Origin of the sequence: Entomomonas asaccharolytica, from assembly GCF_016653615.1 — a bacterium.
GTDB lineage: Bacteria > Pseudomonadota > Gammaproteobacteria > Pseudomonadales > Pseudomonadaceae > Entomomonas > Entomomonas asaccharolytica.
This window is the reverse complement of record NZ_CP067393.1, coordinates 186,634-202,856: the sequence shown is the minus strand read 5'-3', so window position 1 is coordinate 202,856 and position 16,223 is coordinate 186,634. Positions and strand designations below refer to the sequence as shown.

Here is a 16,223-nt window from a genome sequence, read left to right as displayed (position 1 = left end):
GTACTGTAACAAAATATCGTAACAATTAATAAATTTAAATCAAGAAACTTCACAATAATGTATCATGAGGTCAATATTAGATTTTATCCAATAATCTGATATTGCGCATAGTAATTATTAAATTTTCATTTAATATAACAATAAACATTCTTCTTTAAAGGCTATCACTATGTTTAATTCTATACTAATTGCAATTGATGGTTCTAAATACACTCGACATATCCTTGAATTAGCAAAACCATTTTGTGCCCTTTATACAGAGGCCCATCTAATTTACGTGGGTGATATCGCTTTTACTATTGACCCTGTCTATGATGAGGATGAGGAAGCTATTTCAGCTGCCAGTGATGAACAAAGAGCAGCCAATCAATTAATTCAAGAATCACTAGAGTTTCTTAGAAAGTCTGATATAAAAGTAAAAGCACATATTGTGACAGGTGATCCGTCCGAACAAATTGTACAATATGCAGAACAAATTAATGCTGGACTAATAATTATGGGGCATCGTCAAATGTCGAAAATTTCTCGACTATTTGACCCATCAACCTGTATGAAAGTAATTGAAAATGCCCCATGTCCCGTACTTATTGAAGGTCTTAAAAAAGACTAACGCATGGTAAAATACTCTCGATGAAATAACCTTAGTGGATATCCTTTGCTGCTAAGGTTAGTTTTTAAACTATCAGCAAATCCTGTAGGTCCACAAAACCAAATACTAGGATAATTTCCTTGTTCATTTTGCTCAATATTAAGTTTATCTGCTGTTAAATAACCCCGCTCTTTACTGCACTGTACATGTAAATTTATATTAGGTAATGAAGCAACTAGTCGCTGCAATTTTTCTACAAATATGGCCTCTTCTTCACTACGTACACAATAATACAAATCTGCATGATAAATATCTTTATTAACATCATCCTGTAACGATTCTAACCATGATAAAAATGGAGTAATACCTATACCACCAGCTATCCAAATTTGTCGTGCTGTTGCTTTTTTCCTAAAATCGAAACAACCATAGGGCCCTTCAATTTGTATAGCATCTCCGACTTTAACATTCTGCTGTAAATTTTTTGTATAATCTCCCAACGCCTTTATACAAAGCTTTATTTGGTTACTATTATGGTCAGCTGAAGCAATAGTAAAAGGATGTTGCCCTTCGAACCTATCATGGGTAAAAAATACATATTGCCCTGCATCATGTTGCCAATACCCATTTACTTTACAAGTAATTTCCATTGTGTATTGATCCAATGTTTTAATCGCCAACACTTGCCCTTGATAAGTATGTCGTCTGCCAATCAAACCAAATAATGATAGTAACGCGCAACCCGTTCCAATTAAACATCCTAAACCAATCAAAATTCCTACAGGCTGTGACCAGTAACTAAAAGGCGTTAATATAACGGTATGAAATACTATAATAAGAAAAGCAATTGCCATTAATTTATGGGTATAGCGCCATAAATGGTAAGCAAACTTATGCCATAATGTTAATACTAGCGCAGCTAATAAAAACCATAATGTCCATTCACCTAAAGATTCTGCCAATTTCCGATTACGAATAAAGAAATCATCAGATATTCCACCCATCCTCATACGAGGTGCTCTTTCAAAATACAAGATAAGTACTTTACCAGCTAATTTTAGTAAATAATGCACAGCTCCTAAACTAATCGCCCAAATACCTGCCCATTTATGCAGATAATACATTTTATCTAGACCACCAAAAACACTTTCTAGCCATTTTGGTCTTATGGCCAACAGCATAATGAGAGACATAAAAGCAAAAGAGATAATACCTGTTAAATAAATTAACTCCCTCCTTATTGTCCACACATTCCATGATAGGTTAGGATTAACCATCAAACTAATAAACCAAAATAAAACAGAAACTACAACTATTCCATAGAGACACTTTTTCATATTAATTCCCTTATTCTGATTTAACAAAATAATAAGCCCATTGTCTTGATACTTTTATAAGTAGTATAGACATTTAAAGGTCAAAGGGTTGTCAGAACAAAGTAAAGAAAACGTAAATATTTTAGGAAATACAATATGCTATAAAGAATGGTAATAATACTGATTCTGATTCATAAAATCAGACACTTATAAATTTAATAATAATTAAAAAAGTAAAAGTGATTAACCAAATATAACCACTTTAAAGAATTTTTGAAATATCAGTTAGTTACTATTTGGACAACCCACTAAATCTGAATTACCGCCAGCTAATGCCAACAGATTATTCAAATCTAAGATGATAATTTCTTTACCCTCAGCTTTTAACAAGCCATTTTGTTGAAAACGAGTAAATACACGTGAAACCGTCTCAACGGCCAGTCCTAAATAATTTCCTATTTCATTACGAGACATGGCTAAACGGAATTGATTAGCAGAATAACCACGAGCACGGAATCGCGCAGATAGATTAATAAGGAATGTAGCGATACGTTCATCTGCTGTCTTTTTAGAGAGTAATAACATCATTTGCTGATCATCACGTATTTCTCGACTCATGATACGCATTAATTGCCGACGCAATTGAGGTAAGCGTACTGATAAGTCATCTAAACGATCAAAAGGAATTTCACAAATTGAAGTAGTTTCTAATACCTGAGCTGATACAGGATATACATCTGTATCCATTCCTGATAAACCAACCACTTCACTTGGTAAATGAAAACCTGTTATTTGCTCTTCACCCTCATCCGTGACACTAAAAGTTTTTAAACTACCTGATCTAACAGCAAATATAGAAGAAAACTTATCACCTTGATTAAAAAGAAACTCTCCCCTTTTCATGGGGCGGCTACGTTTTACGATTTGATCAAGAAGATCTATATCACCTTGATCAAGCGACAATGGAAGACACAAACCGATTAAACTACAATCTTTACAATGCGCCTGTAGAGGCATTCTCGCTTTAGCTGTTTCTGGCATAGTACTGTTTACCCTAGAATATCCCTATCCATAAGAATACAACAATTATCACTACTTTTACCAGTAATTTATCTAATTTTCAGCTTATGTTCAATGTTCAAAAGACTTTTCTAAATAACTCGCGAGAATCTTTGCAAAATTTGCTCTGTTAAATAATGATCAAACACCATACAAACAGACCTTACTAGCAATCTACCTGAATCTTGCACAGTAATGGCATTTTCTTCTAATTTTAATAAATTATCATTTGCCATTGCTTGCAATTTAGGCAATACATCCTTGAAGTAAGATTTAAAACTAATACCAAATTGTTTCTCAATGGTTGCAAAATCTAAATAAAAATGACAAATCAACTGCTGAATAACTGCACGACGAATGCGATCATCTTCATTACAAATCAAACCACGTTTAACGGCCATTTGTCCTTTATCAATACAGTCTTGGTAAACAGTAAGATCACTCGTATTTTGACAGTACAAATCACCTATTTGGCTAATTGAAGAAACACCTAACCCAATCAGATCACAATGTCCATGGGTTGTATAGCCTTGGAAGTTTCGACATAAAGTACCCTCTTCCTGTGCATAGGTTAATTCATCATCTGCCAATGCGAAGTGATCCATACCAATATAACGATAACCAGCAGCAGTTAATTGCTCTATAGTTTCTTGTAAAATTTGTAACTTATCACTAGGACTAGGCAATTCATCCGTGTTAATACGGCGTTGAGGTTTAAACCGCTCAGGTAGATGAGCATAATTAAATACAGAAAGTCTATCTGGCTGTAGGCCTATAACTTCTTTAACCGTTTTTGCAAATCTTTCTGGAGTTTGTTTTGGTAGCCCATAAATCAAATCAACATTAATTGAGCGAAATTGCAAAGTATGTGCTGCATCAATAATGGCTTGTGTTTGGTCAAATGTCTGGAGGCGATTAACAGCTCTTTGTACCTCAGGGTCAAAATCTTGTACCCCTAAGCTAACACGATTAAAACCTAATTCGCGTAATAGCCCCATAATGGTCCAGTCAGCTTCACGGGGATCAACCTCAATACCAAAATCACAATCGGCATTATCTGCAAACTGAAAATGGTCATGCAATGCTTTGATAATCTGGCCAATTTGTTCTGTTGTTAAAAAAGTAGGTGTGCCACCACCAAAATGGATTTGCTCTACTACTTGATCTTTATCTAAATGTTTACTAACAAGCTCAATCTCTTTGATAAGCCTTTTTACATAAGGCTCACTATAGCTTCTATCTTTCGTAATAACTTTATTACAGCCACAGTAGTAACAGATATTGGCACAAAATGGAATGTGAATATAAAGAGACAACGGATTTTTAGCTTCACGGCTTAAACGCAAGGCACGAACTAAATCTAATGTCCCAATACCATCATGGAATTGTACAGCCGTAGGATATGACGTATAACGTGGACCTGCCACATCATAACGACGAATCAACTGAGTATCCCAACGAACAATATTTGACATTACTTACATAACCTTAAACATAATTTATTGAATTTGCAGTCTAGGAGTTATCAGCAATAGACTCCTTGACTTGTATCAAACAGACTATACTCATTACAGGTCTATAACCTTGGAATATAATCAACAGCACATTTTACCGAGAGGCTTTAGCGCCCACTAATTTGTAAAAATATATAAACAACCAATTAAATAATTTCTACTCTATTTGATTAAAAAATAAGACTAAAGTTCTATACTTATTATTAATTTTAATCTAATTACAACCATTGTTAGTCTTATTTGACCGAATTCACAACCAATCAATAATATTCTTGGCTAATTGTTTTTATTGTGCTTCAATGTATGCTTGTTGTGTCCTTCTATCAAAACCAAATTGGAAAAATCAATGATTGATTATAGTTACAACCCCAAATTAAAGGGGCTTACCAAAATCATTCATCATTTTAAAATTCACCATTACCCTGCTAAGACATGTGTGGTAAATCAAGGTGATCGTGCGGATACCTTATTTTTTATGGTAAAGGGCTCCGCCACTGTCTCCATTAAAGAAGATGATAAAAATATGATTATCTCCTATCTCAATACAGGAGATTTTTTTGGTGAGTTATCACTTTTTGATCCAGATAGAACAAAAACTGACGCTTTTCGTACGGCAAGCGTTTATACCAAAGTAAGTAGTGATATTGCTGAAATATCCTATGCAAACTTTCATCAGATTGCTCATCAATTCCCTGAAGTACTTTATATTATTGCTAGTCAAATGTCTGCAAGGCTTCGGCAAACGACTCGCAAAGTAACAGGCTTAGCATTTATAGATACAGCAGGACGAGTTGCACGTACCTTACTTGATCTTTGTAAACAACCTGATGCAATGACTCATCCTGATGGTATGCAAATCAGAGTTACACGCCAAGAAATAGGTAACCTTTCAGGTTGTTCCCGTGAAATGGTTGGAAGAGTCTTAAAAGACATGGAAGACCAAGCACTTATTAGTGTATCAGGCAGAAATATTGTCGTCTTTGGAACTCGCTAAGTTACCCACTTTGATTAAATAGGTAGCTTGGTTAGCGCATTAAATGTTTGATTACTAACAGAAATATAATTCTAAAAATTAACATATTAATAGTAATATCAATGAAGCTTAACCAGCTTACTAACTCTATTTTTATCTTTTACTTATTCAATTATTAATAAAAAGCAAAGCCATTACTTCAACCATTACACTAAGAAAAGTAATAAATAGTAAGCAATGCTCCTTTTTTTGATAATAAAGCTAAATCTTGAAAAACGATTTAAGCTGTTCGCCTGGATTTTCAGCACGCATAAATGCTTCACCAATTAAAAAGCTATAAATACCATTATCTAACATTAATTGCACATCTTGTTGGGTTAAAATACCACTTTCAGTGACCACTAAACGATCCTTTGGTATTTGTTTGTATAGCTCAATAGTTGTTTGTAGAGTGACTTCAAAATTATGCAAATTACGATTATTAATACCAATCAAAACTGTGTCTAACACAGTAAGCGCTCTTTCTAACTCTTGTTGACTATGTACTTCCACCAATACATCTAAGCCAACTTCTCTAGCAGTATCTTCTAATTCTCTCATTTGAGTATCAGTTAACGCAGCAACAATAAGTAATATACAATCTGCTTCAATAGCTCTTGCTTCAATTATTTGATAAGGATCAACCATAAAATCTTTACGTAACACAGGCAAATCACAAGCATTACGGGCTTCTTGTAAATAAGCTTCCGATCCTTGAAAAAAATCTCTGTCCGTTAATACTGATAAACAACTGGCACCACCCATCTGATAGCTTTGAGCAATGTCTGCAGGATAAAACAGGTCACGAATAACCCCTTTACTTGGTGAAGCTTTTTTAATTTCTGCAATGACAGCGGGTTGCTTGTTAGTTGCTTTCTCCATTAATTTATTAGCAAAACCGCGAACAGGTGAAACTTGCTTAATTTGTTGCTGTAATTGGGTGATTGAAACACTGGCAGATCGCTCTGCCACCTCTTCAAATTTACGAGCAATGATTTTTTCTAATATTGTTGGTAAGCTCACCCTTCATTCTCCTGTTTATAAATTTGTGTAAAAGCAGCCAACTCATTCATTTTCTCCCTAGCAAGGCCACTATACAAAGCATCTTGTGCCAACTGCACCGCTTCCTTTAAATCCGTCGCATAATCTGCAGCATAAAGGGCAGGTGCAGTATTTAGAATAATCATATCGGCTGCTTTTTTACCTGCCTCACTGTGACGTCCACCTAAAGCGTCCTGAATCAACGCTAAAGACTCTTGTGAATTATTAACAGTTAAACCCACCAGTGTTTGGCTTTTTAAACCCATCATTTCTGGCTCTAACCAATACTCTTTTACTTCATCATCCTTTAGTTCCGCAATAAAAGTGGCAGATGCTAAGCTAAACTCATCCAAACCATCTCGTGAATGAACGACCAAAGCGTGTTTACTACCTAATCTTTTTAAGACTTCAGCCATTGGTCGACACAATGCCTGACTAAATACACCTATCACATGATGTTTAACACCAGCAGGGTTAGTTAATGGTCCTAATATATTAAATAATGACCGCAAGCCTAATTCTTTACGTGGTACTGCTGCATAGTGCATAGCTTTATGGTGATCTTGCGCAAACATAAAACCTATGCCAATCACTTCAATACAACGCGCAATTTGTTCAGGTGAAAGATGTAAATAAATACCTGCTGATTCCAATAAATCAGCACTGCCTGAATTACTAGAGACTTTACGGTTGCCATGCTTTGCTACTTTTACCCCTGCCGCTGCTGTTACAAATGCTGTAGCAGAAGATACATTAAAAATATTAGCACCATCCCCCCCAGTACCTACAACATCCACAACACCATTTAATGAAGGTAGATTAACCTTCAAAGACAAGTTACGCATAGTTTGCGCAGCACCAACAATTTCTTCGATGGTTTCGCTTTTCATCCGTAGCCCCATCATAAAAGCGCCAATCTGCGCTTCTGTACACTCGCCCGTCATAATTTGGTGCATAACCACTTGCATTTCATCTGTGGTCAAATCCAATTGATTAACAATGCGATTTAATGCCTCTTTAATATCCATTAACGCGTTCCTCCTTGTTGATTTAGGAAATTCGCTAACATTGCATGACCTTGCTCGGTTAAAATAGACTCAGGGTGAAATTGTACGCCCTCAACCATCAATGTTTTATGGCGCAACCCCATTATTTCATCTTTTTCACTTGTAGCGGTTTCTGTCCAAGCTGTCACTTCTAAACAATCAGGTAACGTATCCAAAGCTACTATTAATGAATGATAGCGAGTTACGGTTAGTGGATTATTCAATCCTGCAAACACACCTTGGTTAGTGTGGTACACAGGGCTTAATTTACCATGCATCGGCTCTCTTGCCCTTATAACTTGGCCACCAAATAACTGGCCTATACTTTGATGCCCCAGACATACCCCAAGAATTGGTAATTTACCTGCAAAATGTTCAATAACCGCTAAAGAGATACCTGCTTCATTCGGTGTACAAGGGCCAGGAGAAATAACAATACGCTCAGGTCGTAATGCTGCTATTTCTTCAACCGTTGTTTCATCATTACGTAATACCTTAACCTCTGCACCAAGCTCACCAAAATATTGAACTAGGTTATAAGTAAAGGAATCATAATTATCTAACATTAATAACATTTTTGTTGCTCCTTTACTTCGTTTGACCAGCTAAGATAACTGCTTTAAACATCGCTTTACGCTTATTAATGGTTTCTTCCCACTCCAAGGCAGGCACAGAGTCTGCAACAATGCCACCGCCGGCCTGTACGTGTAATTCACCATTTTTAATAACGGCTGTACGAATTGCAATAGCAGTATCCATATTGCCATTCCAAGCTAAGTAGCCTACAGCACCACCATATACTCCGCGTTTTACTGGTTCTATTTCATCAATGATTTCCATAGCTCTAATTTTAGGAGCGCCAGATAAAGTACCTGCGGGTAAAATAGCTTTTAATGCATCCATCGCTGTTAAATCTTTGCGTAATTGCCCTGTTACATTAGATACAATATGCATTACATTAGAATAACGCTCGATAATCATCTGTTCAGTAACTTTAACACTACCAATTTCCGACACACGACCCACATCATTGCGGCCTAAATCAATTAACATTAAATGTTCAGCAATTTCTTTCGCATCACTCAACAAATCTTTTTCTAAGGCAACGTCTTCTTCTGCTGTTTTACCCCTTGGGCGTGTACCTGCAATAGGGCGTACCGTGATTAACTCATCTTCAACCCTCACCAATACCTCTGGAGAACTACCAACCACATGGAAATCGGTGAAGTTAAAGATATACATATAAGGTGTTGGATTAAAACAACGCAATGCTCTATAAAGATCAATAGGCGCAGCATCAAAAGCTACTGACATCCGTTGCGAAGGCACAACCTGCATACAATCGCCTGCACGAATATACTCCTTAATAACCTCTACTGCTTTTTCATAATCTTGTTGGGTAAAGCTAGCTGTATAATTTAACTCTTTACCTTCAGGAACATCTAGTTTTAATCCTGCTCGAGGGAATACAGGTTGACGTAATCTTGTGATTAAGCTTTTAATTTCATCCTGAGCTTTCTCTAAAGCCTGCTCTTGGCTAGGGTCTGCCAAAATAATAAAATATAGCTTACCAGCAAGATTATCAAAAACAGCTACTTTATCAGCTACAAGTAATACTATATCAGGATTATTTAATGGATCAGGATTAGGACATGGTCCTAGTCTTTTCTCCACATAACGTACACAGTCATAACCAAAATAACCAACCAAACCACCATTAAAACGGGGCAAGCCAGAAATAGGAGCTACTTTATAAGCATCTTTAAATTTTTCTACAAAATCTAAGGGATCTTCTACATCTAAACTTTGTACCAGTCTATTATCTGTAAAAACCTCTACATGATATCCTCTAACGCGCAATACGGTACGTGCAGGTAAACCAATAATAGAATAACGCCCCCATTTCTCACCACCCTGCACAGACTCTAAAAGAAAACTATTAGGACCATCAGCTAATTTTAGATAAATTGAAAGAGGGGTATCAAAATCAGCCAACGTTTCCACAGCGACAGGAATACGATTGTAACCTTGTTCAGCTAATGCTTTAAATTGTTCAGGGGACATGAATCAAACCTCATTGGATAAACACTATAAAAACACATTTGGTAAAAAACTGGGCGGCCGTATGCGGCCTAATTAGCATTAGGCGCGCCAACGCCAACGGGCTAGTGCCTTAATAACTCTCATCCAAAATGTGTTTTTGTTTACCACGTTTGTTTGATCCTTAAAGGATAGATTAAAAATTGATAGTAGTTACAGTACCGCAGCTTTAATTTAGAATCAACCTTTCTTTAACAAAAATTTTCAACAATTCGTCCTAATCAATATCTTTTAATTATTTTAACAAATCTCTTAAATCATCGATTACCCAGTCAGGATCTTCTACGGCAATCGACTCACCATGATTATAACCATAGGTTAAGGCAGCACAGGGGACATTAGCTGCTTTAGCAGCCCTTACATCATTTCTCGAATCACCAATAAACAAAGCCTGCTCAGCCATTATATTGGCCTGCTGTAATACATATAATAATGGCTCTGGTGCAGGTTTTTTTTGAGGCAAGCTACCGCCACCTACAATCCATTGAAAATATTGATTAATTTCTAACTCTACTAACAATGGCTCAACAAAAACAACGGGCTTATTAGTGACTACTGCCATTTTAACTGTCTGTTTCTGCATAAACTCTAAAAAAGGCTTTACCCCTTGATATATATAATTAGCATTATGATGATAGGGGTAATATTCTAGTAATAACTTAAAAGCCTTATCCCATAGGGCTTGATCGATAGAGTTGTTATCATCACCATTTGTTAAAGCTCTACGAATTAATATATCTGCACCATTTCCTACCCAGTTTCTAACACTTTCCTCAGCAACAGCTGGCAAATTTAAATCCTGTAATGTTTTATTAACAGCAATAGCTATATCAGGCGCAGAATCGACCAAAGTACCATCCAAATCAAACATAATTAACTTTGGATATGTGCCTTGGTAGTGTTGTTGTAATACATTCATCAATTATTTACCTGCGCCAACTCGTTACGCATAGCAGTAATTGTTTGTTGATAATTGGCTGTATTAAAAATAGCTGATCCTGCCACAAAAGTATCTGCACCTGCTTTAGCTATTTCAGCGATATTATCAACAGTGACACCACCATCAATTTCTAAGCGTATATCCAAACCTGATTGATCTATTAAAGCACGGGCTTCTTTTAATTTTTGTAAGGTATTAGGTATAAACTTTTGTCCACCAAATCCTGGGTTTACACTCATTAATAAAATCATATCTAGCTTATCCATCACATACTTAATAGCATCTAATGGAGTAGCAGGATTAAAAACCAAACCTGCTTTACAACCAGCCGACTTAATTAGCTGTAATGAGCGATCTATATGCTCAGAAGCCTCAGGATGGAAAGTAATATAAGTAGCACCAGCCTCAATAAAATCACCAATTATACGATCTACAGGTTTTACCATTAAATGAACATCGATAGGTGCTGTGACGCCATATTTACGTAAGGCCTTACAAACCATTGGGCCTATTGTTAAATTAGGCACATAATGATTATCCATCACATCAAAATGCACTATATCAGCTCCTGCCTCTAATACCTCTTCAACTTCAGCCCCTAGACGAGCAAAATCAGCAGATAAAATTGAAGGAGCGATAGCATAGGGAAACATAAGAAGAACCTCATCACCCATTTAAGGTTTAATTAAGAATAAACGACTACTATAAACTCTATAAAGTGTAACATTTTACCTTTTAATGTTAAGCGTTTTATTTTTTAAATAACATACTTAATACAATTTTACTATTAATAACAAACTGATAATAGGATTTATCAAATGAAAAAATTATTAGCTGTATCTTTTTGTGGGTTAATTCTTGCAGGTTGTGGTAATAGCATTCCCTCAGAATGTACAACTACCCTAAAAGAATATGATGAGTTTATCACTCAACTTGAAAAGCAAGATCATATTCCTGCACAAGTTAAAGGACAATTTAAAGACGCTCGTAAACAACTTGAAGAAAGTCTTAAAAGCTTAACTACAGATCAAGCTATCCAAACATGTAAAGCAGCAAATAATTCTTTTGCACAAATGAAGCAAATACATCCTAAGTAAGCAGTCTACTTAAAGCCAAGCTATTTACTAGATTGGCTTTATTTTATACCTCCCCTTCTCTTTCATAAAATAGCTAGTTACTTCGCAAACACAATAACCACTAGTTTTGTTACTATTGCTATATTGAGTTAATAGCAAATCTGCTAAACTGCGCGCCATTATGATTAGATTAGAACATATTAAATTACAACGCGGCCCTCAAATATTATTAGATGATGCTAGCCTTACCTTACATCCAGGCCAAAAAATAGGCTTTATTGGCGCTAACGGTGCTGGCAAATCCAGTCTATTTGCCCTATTACAAGGTCAATTGAGCTTAGATGGTGGTGATCTCTATATTCCAAAAGAATGGCGTATTGCTCATATGCGCCAAGAAATCGAAGATTTAGAGCGGCTTGCTGTTGATTATGTGTTAGATGGCGACACTCATTTAAGATCTATTCAACAACAACTTTTTGAAGCAGAAGCTAACCATGATGGTGAAGCATTAGCCCATCTTCACACCGATTGGGATAACGCCAATGGCTATACCGCTGATGCAAGGGCACGCCGCTTATTAGCAGGCTTAGGATTTTCTAATGAAGAAATGGAAAAGCCTGTTAAACACTTTTCGGGTGGCTGGCAAATGCGCCTTAACCTTGCTCAAGCCCTTATGTGCCCTTCTGACTTATTACTGTTAGATGAACCCACCAACCACTTAGACTTAGATGCTATTATCTGGTTGGAGGATTGGCTAAAAGGTTATCAAGGCACATTAATTCTTATCTCCCATGATAGAGATTTTTTGGATAGTGTTGTTGATCATATCGTACATTTAGAACAACAAAAACTTACTCTTTATAGAGGCGGCTACTCAGCCTTTGAGCGCACTCGAGCAGAACGCTTAGCGCAGCAACAACAGGCCTTTGAAAAGCAACAAGCTCAACGTGCACACATGGAAAGTTTTATCACACGCTTTAAAGCTAAAGCCTCCAAAGCTCGCCAAGCGCAAAGTCGTATTAAAGCGTTAGAAAAACTAGAAGATTTAGCACCTGCTCATGTGGATTCTCCCTTTAATTTTAGCTTCCGAGAGTCAGACAAAATCTCAAGCCCTTTATTAGGCTTAAGAGAAGCCAGCCTAGGGTACACAGATAAAACTGTACTTTCAGCTGTTAAATTACAAATTATGCCTGGTGCAAGAGTGGGATTATTAGGTCCTAATGGTGCAGGTAAATCCACTCTAATTAAAACATTAGCAGGCGAACTACCGCTAATCAAAGGACATGAAACTCAAGGCGAAAATCTTGCTATTGGTTACTTTGCTCAACATCAATTAGATGCTTTAGATAATCAAGCCAGTCCATTATTACACCTTCAAAGAATAGCACCGACTGAACGGGAACAGACTTTACGTAATTTCTTAGGTGGATTTGACTTTAAAGGTGATCGCTGTGATGAAGTTGTGGTTAATTTTTCTGGTGGTGAAAAAGCACGCTTAGCATTAGCGCTGATTGCATGGCAAAAACCTAACTTGCTATTACTGGATGAACCAACCAATCACCTTGATTTAGAAATGCGCCACGCATTAACAATGGCTTTGCAAGATTTCTCAGGGGCTGTTTTAGTGGTATCCCATGATCGTCATCTATTAAAAAGCACTACCGATGAATTTTTACTAGTCGCTAACGGTAAAATTGAAACTTTTGATGGTGATTTAGATGATTATACTCGTTGGTTAATAGATTATCGCTCTAAACAACAACCTACTAATCAAAATACTACTGTAGTTGAAGAAAAAGTTGATAAAAAAGCTCAACGTCAACAAGCTGCCAACCTAAGACAAAAATTAGCTCCTTATAAAAAAGAAGCGGATAAATTAGAAAAAGAATTAGAAAAGATTCAAAATCAACTTGCTACTATTGAACAGCAATTAGCAGATACAAGCCTGTATGAAGCAACCCAAAAAGACCAATTACGAAAACTATTAGAACAGCAAACTAGTCTAAAGGCACAACAAGCTACAACAGAAGAAAGTTGGTTAATGGCCTTAGAACAGCTAGAAACATTACAACAAGAGCTTGCTAAAATAACTGACTAAACTATCACTTTTTTTATAGGTTTTTAGGGGCAGAGGCTATTAATGTCTGCAACTGATCAGCTTTGATTAATTTTTTATCAACTTTTACATAAATAGCCGATTCATCAAGAGCTACTAATGCATCACTGATACCTGTCTGCTGCATTAAATAAGGTACTAATTGCTGGTTAGCTAATTGATCACTGGTTAAAGCTAAGCGAATACTGGTTACATAGGGAGGTTCTTTCATCTTCAGAATAACCAATAACCAAATAATACAAATAACGCAACTGCCTATAAATACCGCAGGCAAACCACCAAATTTAATTAACACCCCACTTAATGAAGCTCCGATACCTGCACCAAGAAACTGACTGGTTGAGAAAATACCCATAGCAGTCCCTCTTGCTCCAGCCTTCGCTACTTTACTCACCATGGAAGGCAATAATGCTTCAATAGTATTAAACGCTATAAAAAACACTAAAATACCAGCTAATAAAGCCCATAATGAAGGATGGTGCAACAAAAAGAATAAACTGCATAACAACAAAATAACAACACAAGTAATTAATACTTGATGTAGCCTTCGCTTCTTCTCACCATAAATAATCATTGGAATCATACCAAATGCTGACCCAACAAAAGCCACCAAATATACCCACCAATGTTGCTCTTTAGGCAAACCAGATTCATTCACCAACACTATTGGTAATGCCATAAAATTTACCATCATTACTATATGCACAGCAGCGATAGAAAAATCCAACCGAAATAAATCTAAATCTTTTAGAGTGGGTAAAAAATCACTCTTAGCCACACTTGCATCACGTCGTGATATTTGTTTATTAGGTCTTGGAACTACAAAAGCCATTAGCAAAAAGCCTATTGCTGCCATTACTGCAATAAACCAAAATAATCCATGCAATCCAAAATAACTGGCTAGAATAGGCCCTGCTATCATTGCAATAGCAAAAGAAGCTCCAATACTCATACCAATAAAAGCCATTGCTTTAGTACGATGTTGCTCACGTGTCAAATCAGACAATAGAGCCATCACTACAGCAGAAATCGCACCTGTGCCCTGTAAAACACGACCAATTAACACACCCCAAATAGTATCAGACATAGCAGCAACAATACTGCCTAACAGAAATAATAACAACCCAATTAAAATAATAGGTAGTCGACCCACGCGGTCAGAAATTATCCCTAAAGGTATTTGTAGCAGTGCTTGCGTATAGCCATATGCACCTACAGCCAAGCCAATCAAGACAGGTGTTGCACCTTGCAAAGACTGTCCATATATTGCCATCACAGGCAATACCATAAACATCCCCAACATTCGGAATGCAAACACTAAGGATAAACCAAAGGTTGCGCGAATTTCTGTTGGATTCATTTGCTCAACAGGGTGATTTGTTGACGACATAGGGTACTTCTCAAGGTAATATCATAGAAAACAGAAAGCGATTATAGGATGTATTATTTAGAAATTATTCCTATCACATACCTTTCTCAAAATAAATTATGTGAAAGCTGCTAACTATACATGAAAAGCTATTATTTACCTAGCCATCTATTGCTATCAATACCTTTATAATTGACTAAAATTTATAAAATATCCCTACTTAATAAAAGTAGGGATATAAACTAATGATTAATATTTTTGGTCGTAGTTTAAACCACCACTGATTTTGCTGCTATTGGTTGCTGATGAGTCTGCCGAGTTTGTATTAATAGAAAATACTGCACTAATTCTTCTATCGTTAATATGGGTATATTATGCAACTTTGCAAAATCCTCTACTTGCTGCCCTTTAGCCATAGTACCATCAGCATTAGTTAGCTCACATAATACGGCTGCTGGTTTTAAACCTGCTAGCCAAGCAATATCCACTGAGCCTTCGGTATGACCACGACGCTCTAATACTCCACCTTGTCTTGCACGTAATGGAAATATATGGCCAGGGCTTACTATATTTCTATGTTGATCATTAGAAGATAAAGCTGCTTGAATAGTGGTGACTCTATCTTTAGCTGATACACCTGTTGAAACGCCTTCTTTTGCCTCTATAGAAACAGTAAAAGCTGTCTGATAACGTGATTGATTATTAGCAACCATTGGCATTAAGGCTAGTTCATCTGCTATTTGCTCTGTTAAACAAAGACAAACAATACCACTTCCTTCACGAATCATTAGCGCCATAGTTTCTATACTAATATTTTCAGCCGCCGCCACAATATCCGCTTCATCCTCACGATAATTGTCGTCTAATAGTAATACAGGCAAGCCTTGCTGATAAGCATTTATAGCAGCAGCTATTCTTGGAAAATCATGTAAAAAAGTTAACATTTGAAACGCTCCTCGCAAATAATATTAAAAATGGGCGATAAACGTTTCAGGGCATGACTATAAGAACTATTGTTCCCACAGCCAAAAGCTACAGAACAACA

15 protein-coding genes are annotated in these 16,223 nt (G+C 36.4%); 4 read left to right on the top strand and 11 right to left on the bottom strand.

The annotated features are described in order from the left end of the window. The first annotated feature begins 169 nt into the window (after window positions 1-169). Window positions 170-610, top strand: coding sequence for a universal stress protein (locus JHT90_RS00950; protein ID WP_201093007.1), 441 nt, complete (start codon window positions 170-172; stop codon window positions 608-610). Here JHT90_RS00950 and JHT90_RS00945 read toward each other — a convergent pair. The 3 genes from JHT90_RS00945 to hemN all read right to left on the bottom strand — a co-directional run bounded on the left by JHT90_RS00945 (window position 607) and on the right by hemN (window position 4,439). Continuing rightward, window positions 607-1,926: a ferredoxin reductase family protein gene (locus JHT90_RS00945; protein ID WP_201093005.1), complete on the bottom strand. Its 1,320-nt coding sequence runs from the start codon at window positions 1,924-1,926 to the stop codon at window positions 607-609. The genes JHT90_RS00950 and JHT90_RS00945 overlap by 4 nt on opposite strands. 264 nt (window positions 1,927-2,190) lie before the next feature. Continuing rightward, window positions 2,191-2,946 carry a fumarate/nitrate reduction transcriptional regulator Fnr gene (fnr, locus tag JHT90_RS00940; RefSeq protein ID WP_201092997.1) on the bottom strand — a complete coding sequence of 252 codons (756 nt, stop codon included), beginning with the start codon at window positions 2,944-2,946 and terminating at the stop codon, window positions 2,191-2,193. 110 nt (window positions 2,947-3,056) lie between these two features. Further along, window positions 3,057-4,439, bottom strand: a complete 1,383-nt coding sequence (gene hemN, locus JHT90_RS00935; RefSeq protein WP_201092995.1) for an oxygen-independent coproporphyrinogen III oxidase — start codon at window positions 4,437-4,439, stop codon at window positions 3,057-3,059. Between the two features lie 385 nt (window positions 4,440-4,824). Between hemN and crp the strand changes: the two genes are divergently transcribed. After that, complete coding sequence (gene crp / locus JHT90_RS00930; protein WP_201092993.1) at window positions 4,825-5,472, top strand: cAMP-activated global transcriptional regulator CRP; 648 nt, start codon at window positions 4,825-4,827, stop codon at window positions 5,470-5,472. 240 nt (window positions 5,473-5,712) lie between these two features. Here crp and trpC read toward each other — a convergent pair whose 3' ends face one another. The 6 genes from trpC to rpe all read right to left on the bottom strand — a co-directional run bounded on the left by trpC (window position 5,713) and on the right by rpe (window position 11,270). Next, a complete protein-coding gene (trpC, locus tag JHT90_RS00925) occupies window positions 5,713-6,513 on the bottom strand; it encodes an indole-3-glycerol phosphate synthase TrpC (RefSeq protein ID WP_201092986.1) in 801 nt (266 codons plus the stop codon). Next, complete coding sequence (gene trpD, locus JHT90_RS00920) at window positions 6,510-7,559, bottom strand: anthranilate phosphoribosyltransferase (protein WP_201092984.1); 1,050 nt, start codon at window positions 7,557-7,559, stop codon at window positions 6,510-6,512. The genes trpC and trpD overlap by 4 nt, the downstream gene beginning before the upstream one ends. Continuing rightward, on the bottom strand, window positions 7,559-8,152 hold the full coding sequence (locus JHT90_RS00915; protein ID WP_201092982.1) for an anthranilate synthase component II: 594 nt from the start codon (window positions 8,150-8,152) through the stop codon (window positions 7,559-7,561). Before JHT90_RS00915 ends, trpD begins: the two co-directional genes overlap by 1 nt. A 13-nt stretch (window positions 8,153-8,165) precedes the next feature. Continuing rightward, entirely contained in the window at window positions 8,166-9,641 is a 1,476-nt protein-coding gene (gene trpE / locus JHT90_RS00910) for an anthranilate synthase component I (protein WP_201092980.1), read from the bottom strand. Window positions 9,642-9,912: 271 nt separating this feature from the next. Further along, the gene (locus JHT90_RS00905; RefSeq protein ID WP_201092978.1) at window positions 9,913-10,596 is read right to left on the bottom strand and encodes a phosphoglycolate phosphatase; all 684 of its coding nucleotides are present in this window, start codon (window positions 10,594-10,596) and stop codon (window positions 9,913-9,915) included. Beyond that, on the bottom strand, window positions 10,596-11,270 hold the full coding sequence (gene rpe / locus JHT90_RS00900) for a ribulose-phosphate 3-epimerase (protein WP_201092976.1): 675 nt from the start codon (window positions 11,268-11,270) through the stop codon (window positions 10,596-10,598). The genes JHT90_RS00905 and rpe overlap by 1 nt, the downstream gene beginning before the upstream one ends. 165 nt (window positions 11,271-11,435) lie before the next feature. On the opposite strand from rpe, the gene JHT90_RS00895 reads away from it, so the two are divergent. Then, window positions 11,436-11,714: a DUF5339 family protein gene (locus tag JHT90_RS00895; protein WP_201092974.1), complete on the top strand. Its 279-nt coding sequence runs from the start codon at window positions 11,436-11,438 to the stop codon at window positions 11,712-11,714. A gap of 160 nt (window positions 11,715-11,874) precedes the next feature. Beyond that, on the top strand, window positions 11,875-13,791 hold the full coding sequence (locus JHT90_RS00890; protein ID WP_201092972.1) for an ATP-binding cassette domain-containing protein: 1,917 nt from the start codon (window positions 11,875-11,877) through the stop codon (window positions 13,789-13,791). Between the two features lie 13 nt (window positions 13,792-13,804). On the opposite strand, the gene JHT90_RS00885 is transcribed toward JHT90_RS00890, so the two are convergent. Together JHT90_RS00885 and ribB are read right to left on the bottom strand one after the other, a co-directional pair. After that, complete coding sequence (locus JHT90_RS00885) at window positions 13,805-15,199, bottom strand: MFS transporter (protein ID WP_236253997.1); 1,395 nt, start codon at window positions 15,197-15,199, stop codon at window positions 13,805-13,807. A 248-nt stretch (window positions 15,200-15,447) separates the two neighbouring features. Then, window positions 15,448-16,122 (bottom strand): 3,4-dihydroxy-2-butanone-4-phosphate synthase, encoded by a 675-nt coding sequence (ribB, locus tag JHT90_RS00880; protein ID WP_201092964.1) that lies wholly within the window; start codon window positions 16,120-16,122, stop codon window positions 15,448-15,450. Window positions 16,123-16,223 lie beyond the last annotated feature (101 nt).

What these genes read in the sequence shown, in the direction of transcription:
- fnr (WP_201092997.1), bottom strand. Translation starts at nt 2,946, where the DNA reads ATGCCAGAAACAGCTAAAGCGAGAATGCCTCTACAGGCGCATTGTAAA.
- JHT90_RS00890 (WP_201092972.1), top strand. Translation starts at nt 11,875, where the DNA reads ATGATTAGATTAGAACATATTAAATTACAACGCGGCCCTCAAATATTA.
- JHT90_RS00945 (WP_201093005.1), bottom strand. Translation starts at nt 1,926, where the DNA reads ATGAAAAAGTGTCTCTATGGAATAGTTGTAGTTTCTGTTTTATTTTGG.
- trpD (WP_201092984.1), bottom strand. Translation starts at nt 7,559, where the DNA reads ATGGATATTAAAGAGGCATTAAATCGCATTGTTAATCAATTGGATTTG.
- JHT90_RS00950 (WP_201093007.1), top strand. Translation starts at nt 170, where the DNA reads ATGTTTAATTCTATACTAATTGCAATTGATGGTTCTAAATACACTCGA.
- JHT90_RS00885 (WP_236253997.1), bottom strand. Translation starts at nt 15,199, where the DNA reads ATGTCGTCAACAAATCACCCTGTTGAGCAAATGAATCCAACAGAAATT.
- crp (WP_201092993.1), top strand. Translation starts at nt 4,825, where the DNA reads ATGATTGATTATAGTTACAACCCCAAATTAAAGGGGCTTACCAAAATC.
- JHT90_RS00915 (WP_201092982.1), bottom strand. Translation starts at nt 8,152, where the DNA reads ATGTTATTAATGTTAGATAATTATGATTCCTTTACTTATAACCTAGTT.
- ribB (WP_201092964.1), bottom strand. Translation starts at nt 16,122, where the DNA reads ATGTTAACTTTTTTACATGATTTTCCAAGAATAGCTGCTGCTATAAAT.
- JHT90_RS00905 (WP_201092978.1), bottom strand. Translation starts at nt 10,596, where the DNA reads ATGAATGTATTACAACAACACTACCAAGGCACATATCCAAAGTTAATT.
- rpe (WP_201092976.1), bottom strand. Translation starts at nt 11,270, where the DNA reads ATGTTTCCCTATGCTATCGCTCCTTCAATTTTATCTGCTGATTTTGCT.
- JHT90_RS00895 (WP_201092974.1), top strand. Translation starts at nt 11,436, where the DNA reads ATGAAAAAATTATTAGCTGTATCTTTTTGTGGGTTAATTCTTGCAGGT.
- hemN (WP_201092995.1), bottom strand. Translation starts at nt 4,439, where the DNA reads ATGTCAAATATTGTTCGTTGGGATACTCAGTTGATTCGTCGTTATGAT.
- trpE (WP_201092980.1), bottom strand. Translation starts at nt 9,641, where the DNA reads ATGTCCCCTGAACAATTTAAAGCATTAGCTGAACAAGGTTACAATCGT.